The sequence below is a fragment of the Plantactinospora sonchi genome, assembly GCF_036422035.1.
Classification (GTDB): Bacteria; Actinomycetota; Actinomycetes; order Mycobacteriales; family Micromonosporaceae; genus Plantactinospora; species Plantactinospora sonchi.
Map to the genome: position 1 here is coordinate 166,354 of NZ_JAZGQK010000007.1, position 15,473 is coordinate 181,826.

Genomic DNA, 15,473 nt, shown 5'->3' on the forward strand with positions numbered 1-15,473 from the left:
TGCGGTGCATGCCGCCCCTGCCCGCCCACGTTCTCCGGGCTCCGCCCACCGGGTGCTCCGGCCGCTCCACCGGGTGGGACGGCGGCCGCCGGATCCGGCCACGTCGATCGCCTTTCGGGGGCCGGGATCGGGACGTAACCTGCCTGAAACGATTCACGATCGCCTGGGACCCATTGAGGTGCGGCCATGCCACGATCACGATCCGCCCGAGTCCGCGTCGCACTCGTCGTCACCGGCGTACTCGTCGGCGGCACCGTTCTCACCGGCGTACCTTCGGCGGCGGCCGGCCGGGGTGACCCGCCCGGGGCGGCCGGCCACGGCCACGCGCCGCAGGCGCCGACCGAGCTGACCGTCGACGACCGGGAACGTCCGCTGAACGTCGAAGGGACACCACGGTTCGGCTGGCTGCCCCGGGACCGTGACCCGGGCGAGGTGCAGAGCGCCTACCGGATCACCGTCGCCGACGCGTCCGGCCGAACGCTCTGGGACTCCGGCAAGGTCCGTTCCGGACAGCAGTCCTACGTGCCCTACGGCGGCCCGGCACTGCGCTCCGGCAGCGCGTACCGGTGGACGGTCCGGACCTGGGACCGCACCGGCCGGGTCTCCCCGGCCGCCTCCGGCGGCTTCGAGACCGGCATCTCCGACGCCGAGTGGGAGGGCGCCAACTGGATCCGGCGTACCACCAGCGACGCCGACGACTACACGCTGGCCCGTACCGAGGTCCGCCCCGGGCACAGCCGGGTGGTGCGGGCGCGGGTCTACACCGCCGCCGACCACACCTACGAGCTGTACCTGAACGGCCAGCGCGCCGACCGGGGCACCTCGTTCGGTTACCCGGGCGAGGACTACTACCAGGCCGCCGACGTCACCCGGCTGGTCCGGGCCGGCGAGCCGCTCGCGATCGGGGTCCGCTACCACTGGTACGGCAGCGGCCAGGGTCGACCGGCGGGTGCCCGGGGCCTGCTGTTGAAGCTGGTCGTCGAGCACGCGGACGGCTCCCGGGAGGTCTTCGGCACCGACGGCTCGTGGCGGGTCACCCGGGACACCCGGTTCGTCAACGGCGCCGGCCGGCGCAACGGTGAGGGCGACCGGATCGAGTGGCAGGACGCCCGGGCCGAGGTGGTCGGCTGGACCCGACCGGGCTATGACGACAGCGCGGAGCCCTGGACGGCGGCCGAGGCGCTCGGACCGCATCCGATCGCGACCTACCCGCACCTGATCGGACAGGAGACCCGGCTCGCCGAGACGACCGTCCGACCGGTCGCGCTGCGCACCTCCGCCGACGGCACCGTGGTCGCCGACTTCGGAGTGGTGATCCCGGCCCGCCCGCAGGTCCGGTTCGACGCCGGCGTCGCCGGCCGTACCGTACAGCTCCGGACCGGCTACAACCTCACCGAGGCCGGTCGGGTCGCCACCGACACCCTGCTCTCGCAGGGCACCGACATGAGTTTCCCGTACCTGCAGAAGGACGGCCCGCAGGAGTTCCGGGCCTTCACCCACCTCGGCTTCCGTTACCTGGAGATTCCCGGTGCGGGGGAGCGGATCAGCCGGGACGACGTCTCGGCGGTGCTGGTGCACACCGACGTGCCGGCCGGCCGGGAGGCGACGTTCCGCAGTTCGGACCGGACCCTCGACGAGGTCTGGGAGATGCTCCGGCGCTCGGCGATCTACTCCGTGCAGGAGGCGTTCGTCGACACCCCCACCCGGGAGAAGGGCCAGTTCCTCGGCGACGCCGCCGACATCTCGTACGCCACGATGAGCGGTTTCGGCGAGCGGGACGCCACCCAGCAGGCGATCCGGGAGTTCCTCCGCTCGGCCGAGCGGTTCTGGACCGCCGGCAACGATCTGGGCCGGTACAACGCGGTCTACCCGAACGGCGACGGCAAGCGGGACATCCCCGACTACTCGCTGATGTTCGTGGACTGGGTGTGGCGCTACTACCAGGAGACCGGCGACACCGGGCTGCTGGCCGAGGCGTACCCGGCGATCCGGAACACCGCCGACTACGTGCTGCGGCACATCCCGTCCTCGGGGCCGACCGCCGGGCTGGTCACCCAGCTCTCCGGCGGCAGCGGCGCCTACCAGTACGGCATCGTCGACTGGCCGGAGCCCGGCCGGTTCGGCTACGACATGACCGCCGCCGCCCGGACCACCATCAACGCCCAGGGCGTGGACGTGCTGCGGACCGTCGCGGAGATGGGTGAGGCGCTCGGTCGGCCGGACGCCGAGGTCACCGGGTACGCCAGCCGGGCGGACGCCCTGGTCGAGGCGATGAACCTGCGGCTGCGTCGGGACGACGGCGTCTACGTGGACGGGCTGTCGGCGACCGGTGAGCGCAGCGGCCACGCGGGGCAGCACGCCACCTCGTACGCGATCGCGCACGGGGTGGCACCGGCGGCGGACCGGCCCGCCCTGGCGGCGTACCTCGCCGGGCTGGGGATGCGGCAGGGTCCGATGACGGCACACTGGCTGCTCCAGGCGTTGGGTGACGCGGGCCGGCCGGACGCCGTACTGGAGCTGCTGACCGACCCGGAGGACCTGGGCTGGGCGAACATCCTGGCCCAGGGCGGCACCTTCACCTGGGAGGCGTGGACCCTGGACCCGGGCAGCAACTTCAGCCAGTCGCACGGTTGGGGGGCACAGGCACTGGTCGACGTGCAGCAGACGCTGCTCGGCGTCCGGATCGCCAGCCCGGGGGCGGCCCGGGTCGACATCGTGCCGCCGGCGACCGGACTCGGCCGGGCCGCCGGCACCGTGCCCACCCAGCGCGGCCCGGTGAGCGTCGACTGGCGACGGGTCGGCGGCGGCCTCCGGGTCGAGGTCGAGGTGCCGGTCAACGTCACCGCCCGGGTCGCGCTCCCGGTCACCGCCGGTACGTCCTACCGCGAGCTCGGCCCGGGTCGGGCGAGCTACCTCGGTGTACGGGACGGGCGGGCGGTCTTCGAGGTCGGCTCGGGCCGGTCGAGTTTCCAACCCCGGTAGCGGGGGATCCCGACCAGGGCCCTTCCGGTGCGCAGCGGCGCGTGCCGGAAGGGCCCTCCCGTGTCCTGGCCGGCCGCTGGTGCCCGCCCAGCGGCTGCGCGGTTGTCCGCCAGGCCGGTCTTCGCCGGGCGGCTCAGCAGGTAACGATTGGGTAATCGGGCCGAAACGCTTGACCGGTCCCGAAACGGCGATTTACCGTCTTCATCACAGTGGACTGAAACGTTTCAGGCTGGAGGGCTCGGTGCCCGAGCGGGAAGAAGACGGTCCGGTGCTGCTGACCATGTCGGACGTACGGAAGTCGTTCGGCGCGGTGCACGCCCTGGTCGACGTACGTCTGGAACTGCGTGCCGGCGAGGTGCACGCGCTGGTCGGTGAGAACGGCGCCGGCAAGTCCACCCTGGTGAAGATCCTGGCCGGGGTGCACGAGCCGGACGCCGGCGTACTGACCCTCGACGGAACGCCGCTGCGGCTGACCGGTCCCGCCGACGCCCGCGCCGCCGGCATCGCGGTGATCTACCAGGAGCCGACGCTCTTTCCCGACCTGTCGGTCGCGGAGAACATCTTCATGGGCCGGCAACCACTGCGCGGGCTGCGCCGGATCGACACCGCCCTGATGCGCCGGCGCGCGGCCGAACTGTTCCAGCGGCTCGGCGTACACCTCGACCCGGACCGCCCGGCGCGCGGGCTCTCCATCGCCGACCAGCAGCTGGTGGAGATCGCCAAGGCGCTCTCCTTCGACGCCCGGGTGCTGGTGATGGACGAGCCCACGGCCGCGCTCTCCGGAGTCGAGGTGGAGCGGCTGTTCGCCGTGGTCCGGTCGCTGCGAGAGGCCGGCGCCGCCGTCCTGTTCATCTCGCACCGCTTCGAGGAGGTCTTCGCGCTGGCCGCCCGGATCACCGTGATGCGGGACGGCCGGTGGGTCTCCACCGACCCGGTCGAGGCGCTGGACACCGCCCAGGTGGTGCGCCGGATGGTCGGCCGGGAGATCTCCCAGCTGTTCCCCAAGGAGTCGGCACCGGTCGGGGAGACCGTGCTCGCCGTCCGTGGTCTGACCCGGACCGGGGTCTTCTCCGACGTCAGCTTCGAGGTCCGCCGGGGCGAGATCGTCGCGCTCGCCGGGCTGGTCGGCGCCGGCCGCAGCGAGGTCGTCCGGGCGCTCTTCGGCCTCGACCCGTACGACGCGGGCGAGGTGCGGGTCGACGGCGTACGCCTGCCCCGGGGACGACCGGCCGCCGCGCTCGCCGCCGGCCTCGCCCTGGTACCCGAGGACCGCCGCCAGCAGGGCCTGGTGATGGAACTCTCGGTCGAGCGGAACGCGACCCTGACCCGGCGTTGGCCGCTGGCCCGGTTCGGTCTGCTCGGCCGGCGCGCCGAATCCGACGCGGCCCGGACCTGGGCCGAGCGACTCCAGGTGAAGGCCGGTCGGCTGACCGACCCGGTGTCGACGCTCTCCGGCGGCAACCAGCAGAAGGTGGTGCTCGCCAAGTGGCTCGCCACCGAGCCCCGGGTGCTGATCGTCGACGAGCCGACCCGGGGCATCGACGTCGGCACCAAGGCCGAGGTGCACCGGCTGATGTCCCGGCTCGCCGCCGAGGGGGTCGCGGTGCTGATGGTCTCCAGCGAACTGCCGGAGGTGCTCGGCATGGCCGACCGGGTCCTGGTGATGCACGAGGGACGGCTGGTCCGGGAACTGGCCCGGGACGCCGCCGACGAGGAGTCCGTGATGCTCGCCGCCACCGGCGCCGCCGTGGCCGGCGGACGAACCGCCGACGGTGACCCGGCGGGGGTCGCCGACGGCGGGCCACCGGCCGCCGACACACGCGGCGCCGGGCCCGGCGGGCAGGGAGGAGCGGCGTGACCGCCACGACAAGTCCGGGTACGACGCCGGAGGCGACGCCCCGGCCCCGGACACCGCCGGCCGGCGGCACCCGGGCCGCGCACCGGATCTTCATGGCCCGGGAGCTGGGTATCGCACTCGCGCTGGTGCTGCTGGTCGCGGTGACCACGGCGGTCAACCCGCGCTTCGTCTCCGGCCAGGGCCGCAAGGACCTGCTGCTCGGCGCCACCATCCTGGTGGTGCTGGCGGTCGGGCAGGCGATCGTGATCATCACCCGGAACGTGGACCTGTCGGTCGGCTCGGTGCTCGGGCTCTCCGCGTTCGCCACCGGAAAACTGTTCCTGGCGATGCCGGACGCGCCGATCGTGCTGGCCCTGCTCGCCGGGGTGGGCGTCGGCGTGCTCTGCGGCGTGGTCAACGGGGCGTTGATCGCGGTCGCCCGGGTACCCGCGCTGGTGGTCACGCTCGGCACGCTCTACGTCTTCCGGGGCGTCGACTACTCCTGGGCGGCCGGTCAGCAGATCAACGCCGCCGACCTGCCCGGGAGCTTCAAGGGCATGGGCACCGCCACCGTGGCCGGCGTACCGGTGCTGGCCCTGTTCGCCGTCGGGGTGCTGGTGGTCGCCGGCTTCTACCTGCGGTCGTACCGCAGTGGCCGGGAACTGTACGCGATCGGTTCCGACCCGGCGGCCGCCCGACTGCACGGCATCCCGGTCGGTCGACGGGTCTTCGGCGCGCTGGTGGTCAGTGGCGCGCTCGCCGGACTGGCCGGGGTGCTGTACGCGGCCCGGTTCGGCACCCTCGACGCGGCGGCCGGCAACGGCATGGAACTGAACGTGGTCGCCGCCGTGGTGGTCGGCGGAGTGGCGATCTTCGGCGGTAGCGGCTCGGTGTACGGGGCGGCGCTCGGTGCCGTCCTGCTGAGCACGATCGGCAGCGCGCTGCCGGTGCTGCGGATCGACCCGTTCTGGCAGCAGGCCGTCGTGGGGGCGCTGATCCTGGCCGCGATCGGCATGGACCGGGCGCTCGCCGCGCGCATCGCCCAACGTCTTCGGGGAAGGAGGGCCCGTGGCGCCTGACCGGGCGGGCCGGTCGGCCCGTTGGTTCTCCGCGCTCGGCAGCTGGGACGTCCTGGTGGTCGTGCTCCTGGCGCTGGTTGTCGTCGTCGCGTCGGTGACCGTCGAGGGGTTCGCCAGTGCACGCTTCTGGGGTTTCCTGCTGCTCGACGTGGTACCGATCCTGTTGATCGCCCTGCCGATGACCCTGGTCGTCATCACCGGGGAGATCGACCTCTCGGTCGCCAGCGTGCTCGGGCTGGCCAGCGCGGTACTGGGCCAGCTGTGGCTCACCGGCCTGCCGCTGCCGTTGATCCTGCCGCTGGTGGTGCTGCTCGGCGCGCTGCTGGGCGCGGTGAACGGGCTGTTCATCGCCGGCTTCGGACTGCCGTCGCTGGCGGTGACGATCGGCACGCTGGCGCTGTACCGCGGACTCGCCTACGTCGTGCTCGGTGACCGGGCCGTCGCCGACTTCCCGATCGGCTGGACCGGCAACGCGATCGCACCGCTGCCCGGCACCACGGTGCCCTGGGTGGTGCTGGTGCTCGCCGCTCTCACCGTCGGGTTCGGTGTGCTGCTGCACGCCACCCCGATCGGCCGGGGCCTGTACGCGATGGGCAACAACGAGCAGGCCGCCCGCTTCTCCGGCATCGCGGTGGCCCGGACCAAGTTCTGGCTGTACGTGCTGACCGGCGCGGTCGCCGCCCTGGCCGGCGTCTTCTGGACCATGCGGTACGCCAGCGCCCGGGCCGACAACGGCTCCGGCCTGGAACTGTCGGTGGTGGCGGCGGTGCTGCTCGGCGGCGTCTCCATCTTCGGCGGCCGGGGCACCCTGCTCGGTGTCCTCGCCGGTGTGCTGCTGCTGATGACCCTGCGCAGTGCGCTGCAACTCGCCGACGTGCCGGCCGACACGCTGACCGTGGTCACCGGCACCCTGCTCATCGTCTCCGTCGTCGGCCCGAACGCGGCGGCCATGCTGCGGGCCCGGCTCCGTCGTCGACGACCCCTTCCGCCCCGGTCCGCCCCGACCCCGGTCGCCGGCGCGGAGGGCGCCTGAGCCCGGATCCGTCCCCGCACCGTCCGTACGTCTCCACCGCGCCCCACCCATCCAGCACCTTTTCCGTACGCCGGACCGCACCGGCCCCTCCGGGGGCACGGCGGTCCGTCGAGAGAGGACCGGCGATGACTGTCAGACGATCTCCAGGTGTCCGCCTCGGCGTCACCGTGGCCACGTTCACGGCACTGCTGCTGAGCGCCGGCTGCGCGAGCGACGAGGGTTCCGCCCCGGGCGGTTCGACCGGTGGTGGCGGCAGCACCATCAAGGAAGGGCTGAACGTCGCGTTCCTGCCCAAGCAGGTGAACAACCCGTACTTCACCGTCTCCGACAACGGGGGCAAGGCGGCGGTCGCGGAGTTCAAGGGCGAGTACAAGGAGGTCGGCCCGTCGGAGGCGAGCGCCTCCTCGCAGGTCAGCTACCTGAACACGCTCAGCCAGCAGGGCAGCGACGTGATCGTCGTCTCGGCCAACGACCCGAACGCGATCTGCGGCGCGGTCAACCAGGCCCGGCAGGGCGGTGCGAAGGTGGTCACCTTCGACTCGGACACCAACAAGGACTGCCGCGACCTCTTCGTCAACCAGGTGACCGGGCAGGGCATCGCGGAGAACCAGGTCAAGCTGATCTCCGAGGCGATCGGCGGCGAGGGCAAGATCGCGATTCTCTCGGCGACCGCGAACGCGACCAACCAGAACGCCTGGATCGAGCTGATGAAGACCGAGCTGGCCAAGCCGGAGTACAGCAAGATCCAGCTGGTCACCACGGTCTACGGCGACGACAAGGACGAGAAGTCGTTCCAGGAAACCCAGGGCCTGCTGGCGTCGTACCCGGACCTGAAGGGGATCATCTCGCCGACCACCGTCGGGGTGGCGGCGGCAGCCCGCTACCTCTCCGGCTCCGAGTACAAGGGCAAGGTCGCGTTGACCGGCCTCGGCACCCCGAACCAGATGCGGGACTTCGTCAAGGACGGCACGGTCAAGAGCTTCGCGCTGTGGAACCCGGCCGACCTCGGCTACCTGGCCGCGTACGCCGGTGCGGCGCTCGCCTCCGGAATCATCACCGGCAAGGAGGGCGAGAAGTTCACCGCCGGCAAGCTCGGCGAGTACACGGTCGGCCCGGACGGCGTGGTGGTGCTCGGCCCACCGACCGTCTTCGACGCCGCCAACATCGACCAGTTCAACTTCTGAGCGTCGGCCCGGCGCCGTCCGTCCCGCCTCCGGGCGGCCGGTCGGCGCCGGACCGCACCGTCGTCGTGTCGCCCGGCGCCGGGCCGAGAGTGAGGAGTGGGTCGTGACCGTACCGACCGTGCGACGTCAAGCCCTGGACGACCAGGAACTCATCCTGCTGCGGCTGCTGGCCGACGGGCTCTCGGCCGACGCGGTCGCCCGGCGACTCGGTACGTCGGAACGGACCGTCCGACGTCGGGTGCGGGCGATCTGCGACCGACTCGGGGTGCCCGCGCCGATCTCGGCGGTGGTCTGGGCGGTACGCCGCGGCCTGCTCTGAACCGTCGCACGGCGGCGGCTGCCGGCGGCGCCGGAAACCGGCTGCGGCGCCGGCGACGATGTGCTCACATCTCCGGATGACTGACGACCGTGCCGCCTGGCAGGCGGTGAGCGACGACGCGATCGCCCACTATCTCGGACAGCGCTACGCGGAGGGCGTTGAACTGGTCAGAGCGGCACAGCCAGGGCTGCCCGGCTGGCGTTCCGACCTCGCCCACCTGGCCGCCTGCCTGCTCAGTCTGGCCGGCCGCCCGGCCGAGGCACTCGCCGAACTGCGCGCCGCGTACGAGGCGGGCGGCTGGTGGCACCGGCGCATCCTGGTCGACGACGACGATCTCGCCCCGCTCCGTGCGCTGGACGGTTTCGCCGAGCTGGTCGAGCGTTCGCACGCCCGGGCGACCGCCGCCGGGCAGGCGACCCGGCCGCCGCTGCTGCACCGGCCGGCCGGGCCGGCCCGCGGGCTGCTGGTCGCGTTGCACGGTGCCGGCCAGGACGCCGACGACGCCGTGGCGCAGTGGCGTGCCGCAATTGACGCGGGCTACGTGCTGATGGCCCTGGACTCCACACAGCGCAACACGCCCACGTACCGGTCCTGGCCGGATCCGGAGGTGGCGGACCGGGACGTCGCCGAGGCCCTCGACCGGCTGCCTCCGGCCGACCGGGCGCTTCCACTGGTCACCGCCGGCTTCTCCGCCGGCGGTCGGCAGGCGGTCCGGTGGGCGCTCGCCGCCCACCCGGGTACCCCGGTCGGCTTCCTCGCCGTGGCCCCGGCGATCGGCCCGGACGATCTCGACCCCGGATGGGTGCCCGGCGCGGTCGCGCGCGGCCTGCGCGGCAGGGTACTGCTCGGCGCACGGGACGACGACGTACGCGACGACGCGTTGGCCGCCCTGGACACGCTGCGGCGGGCCGGCGTCGACTGCCGGCTCGACGAGGTTCCGGAGCTCGGCCACGACTTTCCCGCCGACTTCGCCCGACGGCTGCCGAAGCTGCTGGCGGAGTTGCCGGTGTCGACCGGGGGCCGTGCTTAGGCGCACCGTCCGAAGAGGTCGGTCGACCCGGTGATACGGGTGTCCGGCCGCTGACGGTGGTCGTCGTGCCGTGGACGGCGGTCGGCTCACGGTTGTGCCTGCTTCGGCAGGGTGAGGACGCGGTGACCGCCGAACTCGCTGTTGACCGGATGTCCGTCCCCCGTCCTCCCGACCATCGCCGCGATCGCCGACGTCCTCGGCCTCTCCCTCGACGCGGTGTGGTCGGAGATCAACCGGTCGGACGGCAGGGTCGAGCTCGCGAGGTCAGACCACCTCGGTGAGTTGGCCTCGTGCGACTCGACCCTGCGGCTGCGTTGCGGTCGCGGACGGTGCAGAACACCGGGGCGACGTACGCAACGAACGTCCCCGGCCGGTACAACTAGTCGGCGAGCAGCTCCCGGACCCGGGGGACGACCTTCGTGCCGTACAGCTCGACGGTGTTCAGCAACTGCTCGTGCGGCAGGGTTCCGTTCGAGTACTTGAGGTCGAAGCGCTGGATGCCGAGCACCCGGACCGTCTCCGCGATCTTGCGGGCCACGGTCTCCGGCGAGCCGACGTGCCAGGCGCCCTCGGCGATGTCGGCGTCGAACCGGGTCCGGGTCATCGGCGGCCAGCCACGCTCCCGGCCGATCCGGTTGAACACGGTCCGGGCGTGCGGCCAGAGCATGTCGGCCGCCTCCTGGTCGCTGCCGGCGACGAAACCGGGGGCGTGCACCGCGATCGGGAGGCGCTCCCGGCCGAACTCGGCGAGGGCCCGGTGGTAGAGGTCGACAAGCGGGGCGAACCGCGCCGGACTGCCGCCGATGATCGCCAACACCAGCGGAAAGCCGAGCCGCGCGGCCCGTACGACCGACTCCGGGCTGCCGCCGACGCCGATCCAGGTAGGGATCCGGCCGGACTCCGTCTTCGGGTAGACGTGCTGTTTCTCCAACGGACTCCGTACGCTGCCCTGCCAGGTCACCGGCTCCTCGGTGAGCAGCTGTGCCATCAGCTCCACCTTCTCCGAGAAGAGCCGGTCGTAGTCGCTGAGCTCGTAGCCGAACAGCGGGAAGGACTCGATGAACGAGCCACGGCCCAGGATGATCTCGGCACGTCCCTGGGAGACCGCGTCGAGGGTGGCGAACCGCTCGTAGACGCGTACCGGATCGTCGGAACTCAGCACGGTGACCGCCGTGCCGAGCCGGATCCGCTCGGTACGGCCGGCGATGGTGGCGAGCACGATCTCCGGCGCCGAGACGGCGTAGTCGTCACGGTGGTGCTCACCCAGCCCGAAGGCGTCGACACCGAGTCGGTCCGCGAGCACCGCCTGCTCGACCACGTTCCGGATCACCTGCGCGTACGGGAGCCGTTTGCCGTCGCCGCCGGCGGTGACGTCGCCGAACGTGTCCAGACCGAATTCCACCCCGGTCGCCATGTTCTTCCTCCTGGCCTCGATGCGCCGGTCGTACCCGTGCGTCCGGCTGCTCCCGGCCGTGTAACGGTGGCGTCGTCCGTCGCATTCCCCCGTCGTCGGCCGGGAAACTGGCCAGCTCAGGCCGGTGTCGAGGCTGACCGGCGGCGGTACGCCCGCAAGACCGGCGGCCGGGCGGGGGACGGCGTACCGGCGGTGGGAGTGCGGCCGTGCCGGGCGGCGGTGGCCCGGGCGACAATCGGATCGCTCGGGGCCGCCCGGTGACGGTATCGTCACCGGGCCGGCCGCGGGACTCGGGTGCGACTTCCGGAACCCGCCTCTGAAGCGATGCTTCGCAGTTCGTGCCCCCATTCCCCGGCCGGCTTCCAGCATCGCGGACGGGAGGACGGGCGCCGGCATGTCACCACCTGAGCGGACCTCCCGGCCTGACCAGGTCGCCTGCGAGGACGTCGTCATGTTCGTCAACGCGGCGATCAGCGCGACCGGCCAGCGTGGCTTCCGGACCGGCGCCGCCGAGCAGCGGATGTCACTGGACTTCCTGCACGAGTACGTGCTCGGCAACTACCGCGACCTGTACGCGGCGACGCTGGCGCTGGAGATCAACCACTTCAACGCCGCGCTGGTGGTGACGAACCTGCTCCGGACCGCGGGCGACGCCAGTGGCGGACAGCGGACGGTGGAGGGTCGGCTCATCGCGGCGCGGCTGCGTCGACTGCCGCCGCAGCGGGTCTACCGGTTGATCCGTGAGCTCCGCCGGCTGGGCGTCAACAACCGGCGGACCCGGGCGATCATCCGGGACTGGGTCGCCGCGCGTCCCGACCTGGCGTTCGACGCGGTCAAGTACCGCCGGTCGCTCTCCGTCGCCGCCCGGCACGCCCACCTGCCGCTGCCGGCCGAGGTGGGCACGTTCCTGTTCGACTGGCGCCGGCCGAAGCGCTACGAGACGGGGATCCTGGAGAACTGGCGTCAGGCGCACTACGACCGGAAGGCGCTGTTCACGCTGCCGTACACGGTGGCCGAGGGGTTCGCGGCCCGGCACCGTGTGGACCGGTCCCGGCTGCTGGCCGCCAACGCCGGGCAGCTCACCCGGGGCGAGCGGCTGCGACTGCAGGACTCCGCCGAGCGGCACGGGGTCGACGCCGTCCGCGCCGACCTGCCCGGTATGCCGCTGACCCGGCTGGCCCGCTACGTCCTGTCGTTGCCCCGCCCGCAACGGATACGACGGCGTGCCGAGCTGACCGAGGCGCTGCGTACCTCCGCCCGGCGGGCCGTGGGACGGCGGGCCGGCACCTGGGGCAGGGTTGTCGCGCTGCTCGACGACAGCTACTCGTCGTCGGGATCGGCGGTCGCGCGACGAGGCCCGCTCGCGGTGGCGTTGGCGACCAACTACCTGCTGGAGGCGCTCGCCGCCGACTACACCGCGCTGTGGCTGGCCCATCGAGGCGATCCGCTGCTGGTCCACCCGACCGGGCCGACCGGGCTGGGTGACCGCCTTGTCGACGGGCTCGAACAGCGGCCGGACCGGCTCGTGGTCGTCTCCGACGGCTGGGACAACGATCCGGTCGGGTTGGCGGCCGAGGTGCTCCGGGTCTGGTACGCCCGGCTCGATCCCGGGCGCCGGACCTCGGTGGTGCACCTCAACCCGGTGTACGACAGCGACACCTTCGACGTACGCCGTCTCGCCCCGGGCGTGCCGACGGTCGGGGTACGGGACGCCGAGGACGTCGCCGCCCTGGTCGAGTTGGCCCGGTTCGCCACCGGCACCGCCACCTTCGCCGAACTGCGCCGGCACCTCGCCGACCGGGTCGACCGGTTCCTCGCCGACGCCGTCGGGGGCCCGGTGTCCGCACCGGAACTCGCCGGTCCGACCGGTGGGAGCCCCACCGACGCGGCCGAGGGGGAGCCGACCGGTGTGACGGACGGGGACCTCACCGGACCGACCGACCGGAGGCTGTCGTGACCACGACGACCACCCGTGGCCCGGACCTGACCGGGCTGACCGCCGGACCGGGCCAGACCTGGGGCGCCGTACGGCTGGTGCCGTTGCTGCGTGACACGCCCGTCACCGATCTGCGCCTGCACGCCCGGCTGTACGACCCGGACGACCTGTCACTGGTGGCCGTCACGCCACGGGTCGACTACGTCGCCTACGTTCCGCACGCGTTCGTGGCCGACTGGACGTCGGACGGGACACCCGCCGCCGCGTACGGCACCCAACTGCGAGACCCGGCGGACGACGGGCACCCCGACGGGATCGGACTGACAATGCGACGTCGGATGGCCCGGCGTGAGGAGCGGCGCCGGCTGCGTTTCCTGCCGATGCACCTGGCCCTGGAGGGCTTCCTCGCGTTGCAGTTCGGCGGGCCACCCGTCGTCTGGCAGGAGTGGACCAGACGGGCCGTCGTGCAGGGCCTGTCGCCCCGCACCGAGGCCGCGTACCGGGGTGCCGAGGTCGCCGGGCTGGCGGACGCACTGCGGGTCTTCGAGATCCATCCCGGCCAGTGCGGGATGCTGCTCTACGTCGCCGACGCGCTCGCCGCCGCCTTTGTCGTACCGCATCCCGACGACTACCGCGCCCTGCATCCGACCCTGCTGCAGGATCTCTACGGCGAACTGGTCCACCAGTACGCCCACTTCCATCCGGAGGTGCCGGGCTTCCGGCCGACGCTCGACACCGACCGGGTGAGCACGGTCGCCGACCTGCGCGCCGAACTCGCCCGGACCCGTGCCGAGTGGTCCGCGTTCACCCTCCGGATGGCGGACGGGCTGCTCGGCGTGGACCAGGTCACCAGCAGCCGGGTCCACCGGATGGGCCGGTTCACCCTGTCCCGCTTCCTGCCGGCGTTCGACCCGGACGGGGAGAACCACATCGGCGAGACCATCACGGACGGGGCCGGCCGGCTCGCGTACCTGAAGTCGTTCCGGCTGTCGGCGGCCCAGGCCCGCCGGGGCCACCTGCTCTCCCGACTGGCCGCCGCCGACTGGAACCTCGACGCGACCGCCGCCGCCCTCGGGACCGACCGGCAGTCGCTCGTCCTGCGGCTGGATCGGGCCGGGTTCGGCGACCTGCTCCGTCCGGAGATCATCGACGCCGCCCGTCGGCGGGCCCGTGAACAGCTCCGTCCGACCCGGCGGACCCGCTGATCCGGCCAGCCTCGACTGTCGCGGTGATCGATGGACGGACCGACCGTTGACCCGGGAACCCGGGCATGGTGTGATCCCTCAACGCGAAAAACTTTCGATATCTCGATCAAAGACTCTGGGGGTCGATCGTGGTCGGAGTCCGTCGTCCCGCCTTCGTCGCGGCGCTGCTGCTCAGCCTCGTCTCCGCCGGTACGGTCGCCGTCGTCGCGGCGCCGGGGCCGGTCGCGGCGAGCCTGCCGACCGCGGCGGTCGCGCTCGGGGACAGTTTCGTCAGTGGTGAGGGCGCCGGGGCGTACCAGCCGGTGACCGACGTCAACGGCACCGCCCAGGGCTTCCCTGGCTGGTCCGCGCCGAACAGCAACGCCTTCTTCTGCCACCGGTCGGCGAACGCCTCGCTGCACCAGGCGAACCTGCCCGGCATCCAGGCCCGGTTCAACCTCGCCTGCTCGGGCGGGCAGCCGTACGACATCAGCAACGCCTCGTCGAACCGGGCCAAGGGCCGGACCGTCGCCGCGCAGCTCGACCAGCTCCGGGCGGTGGCGCAGACCCACGACATCGACCTGGTGCTGCTCGGGCTCGGTTCCAACAACAGCTCGTTCACCTTCGGCGACGTCGCCTCCGACTGCGCCAACCGGTTCATCGCCGACGCCTGGACCGGGTGGTGGGAGTTCTGGGCCTACCTCGGCGGACCGGTCGAGCAGGCCCCCTGCGCGGCCGGCGACCTGGCCACCCCGGCGGAGTTCTCGGCGGCGACCGCCGAGACCACCTCGGCGGTCCGGCAACTGCTCGCCACGCTCGCCCAGGTCGACGCGGACGGCCAGCACCGGATCGTCTTCCAGGACTACACCAACCCGCTGCCGCTCGACCTCGAGTCGCGCTACCACGAGGAGGACGACCGCGACGACAGCCGGGACAAGTTCCGGGCGCTCGGCGCCGAGCGGTACGCGGCCGGCTGCCCCGTGCACCGGGCCAGCCTCGCCGCCGGCCACCTCTTCTCCACCGGCCTCGGCACGCTGGTGCAGTCGACGCACGCCACCATGCGTAGCGAGTTCCCCGGTGCCGACCTGGTCTACCTGAACGTGCAGCGGGCCTTCGACGGCGCGCGGCTCTGCGAGACGGGCAGCAGCCCGACGGGTGCGCTCGCCACCCCGATCCGGTTGCAGGACGGCCCCACCGGCGTGCCGGTGACCAGCCTCTCCGGACACGACAAGATCGCGATCCAGCGGATCGCGAACGCCTGCGTGACGTACTTCCAGACCTGTCAGGAGTCGTGGCACCCGAACGCGGCCGGACACGCGGTGCTCGGGCAGTGCCTGACCGGGGCGGCGGCCACCCCGAACCGGGCGGTGGCCTGCGTACGCGCCGGCAACGGCACGATCACGGTGAGCTGAGACCCGGCCGCCTGAGGCGTTAGGAAGGGCCCCTTCTACAACAGAAGGCGATAACCAGGGGCC

Annotated in this window: 11 protein-coding genes; 10 read left to right on the top strand and 1 reads right to left on the bottom strand. The window is 72.6% G+C overall.

The genetic code is table 11. From position 1 onward, the window contains the following. Positions 1–186 precede the first annotated feature (186 nt). The 7 genes from V1633_RS10050 to V1633_RS10080 all read left to right on the top strand — a co-directional run bounded on the left by V1633_RS10050 (position 187) and on the right by V1633_RS10080 (position 9,464). Positions 187–2,982: a family 78 glycoside hydrolase catalytic domain gene (locus tag V1633_RS10050; protein ID WP_331213955.1), complete on the top strand. Its 2,796-nt coding sequence runs from the start codon at positions 187–189 to the stop codon at positions 2,980–2,982. Positions 2,983–3,223: 241 nt separating this feature from the next. Continuing rightward, positions 3,224–4,840 (top strand): sugar ABC transporter ATP-binding protein, encoded by a 1,617-nt coding sequence (locus V1633_RS10055; RefSeq protein WP_331213956.1) that lies wholly within the window; start codon positions 3,224–3,226, stop codon positions 4,838–4,840. Then, a complete protein-coding gene (locus tag V1633_RS10060) occupies positions 4,837–5,898 on the top strand; it encodes an ABC transporter permease (RefSeq protein ID WP_331213957.1) in 1,062 nt (353 codons plus the stop codon). The genes V1633_RS10055 and V1633_RS10060 overlap by 4 nt, the downstream gene beginning before the upstream one ends. After that, positions 5,888–6,931, top strand: a complete 1,044-nt coding sequence (locus tag V1633_RS10065; protein ID WP_331213958.1) for an ABC transporter permease — start codon at positions 5,888–5,890, stop codon at positions 6,929–6,931. Before V1633_RS10060 ends, V1633_RS10065 begins: the two co-directional genes overlap by 11 nt. A gap of 125 nt (positions 6,932–7,056) precedes the next feature. Further along, positions 7,057–8,115 carry a rhamnose ABC transporter substrate-binding protein gene (gene rhaS, locus V1633_RS10070; protein ID WP_331213959.1) on the top strand — a complete coding sequence of 353 codons (1,059 nt, stop codon included), beginning with the start codon at positions 7,057–7,059 and terminating at the stop codon, positions 8,113–8,115. Positions 8,116–8,218: 103 nt separating this feature from the next. Then, positions 8,219–8,434, top strand: coding sequence for a helix-turn-helix domain-containing protein (locus V1633_RS10075; protein WP_331213960.1), 216 nt, complete (start codon positions 8,219–8,221; stop codon positions 8,432–8,434). A 76-nt stretch (positions 8,435–8,510) separates the two neighbouring features. After that, the gene (locus tag V1633_RS10080) at positions 8,511–9,464 is read left to right on the top strand and encodes a hypothetical protein (RefSeq protein ID WP_331213961.1); all 954 of its coding nucleotides are present in this window, start codon (positions 8,511–8,513) and stop codon (positions 9,462–9,464) included. A 379-nt stretch (positions 9,465–9,843) separates the two neighbouring features. Here the strand turns inward: V1633_RS10080 and V1633_RS10085 are convergent, their stop codons facing one another. Beyond that, entirely contained in the window at positions 9,844–10,878 is a 1,035-nt protein-coding gene (locus tag V1633_RS10085) for an LLM class flavin-dependent oxidoreductase (protein WP_331213962.1), read from the bottom strand. Between the two features lie 394 nt (positions 10,879–11,272). Between V1633_RS10085 and V1633_RS10090 the strand changes: the two genes are divergently transcribed. From V1633_RS10090 to V1633_RS10100, 3 genes are all read left to right on the top strand, one after another. After that, the gene (locus V1633_RS10090) at positions 11,273–12,835 is read left to right on the top strand and encodes a hypothetical protein (RefSeq protein ID WP_331213963.1); all 1,563 of its coding nucleotides are present in this window, start codon (positions 11,273–11,275) and stop codon (positions 12,833–12,835) included. After that, positions 12,832–14,019 carry an ARPP-2 domain-containing protein gene (locus tag V1633_RS10095; RefSeq protein WP_331213964.1) on the top strand — a complete coding sequence of 396 codons (1,188 nt, stop codon included), beginning with the start codon at positions 12,832–12,834 and terminating at the stop codon, positions 14,017–14,019. The genes V1633_RS10090 and V1633_RS10095 overlap by 4 nt, the downstream gene beginning before the upstream one ends. Positions 14,020–14,183: 164 nt before the next feature. Next, a complete protein-coding gene (locus tag V1633_RS10100; RefSeq protein WP_331214199.1) occupies positions 14,184–15,410 on the top strand; it encodes an SGNH/GDSL hydrolase family protein in 1,227 nt (408 codons plus the stop codon). Positions 15,411–15,473: the final 63 nt, after the last annotated feature.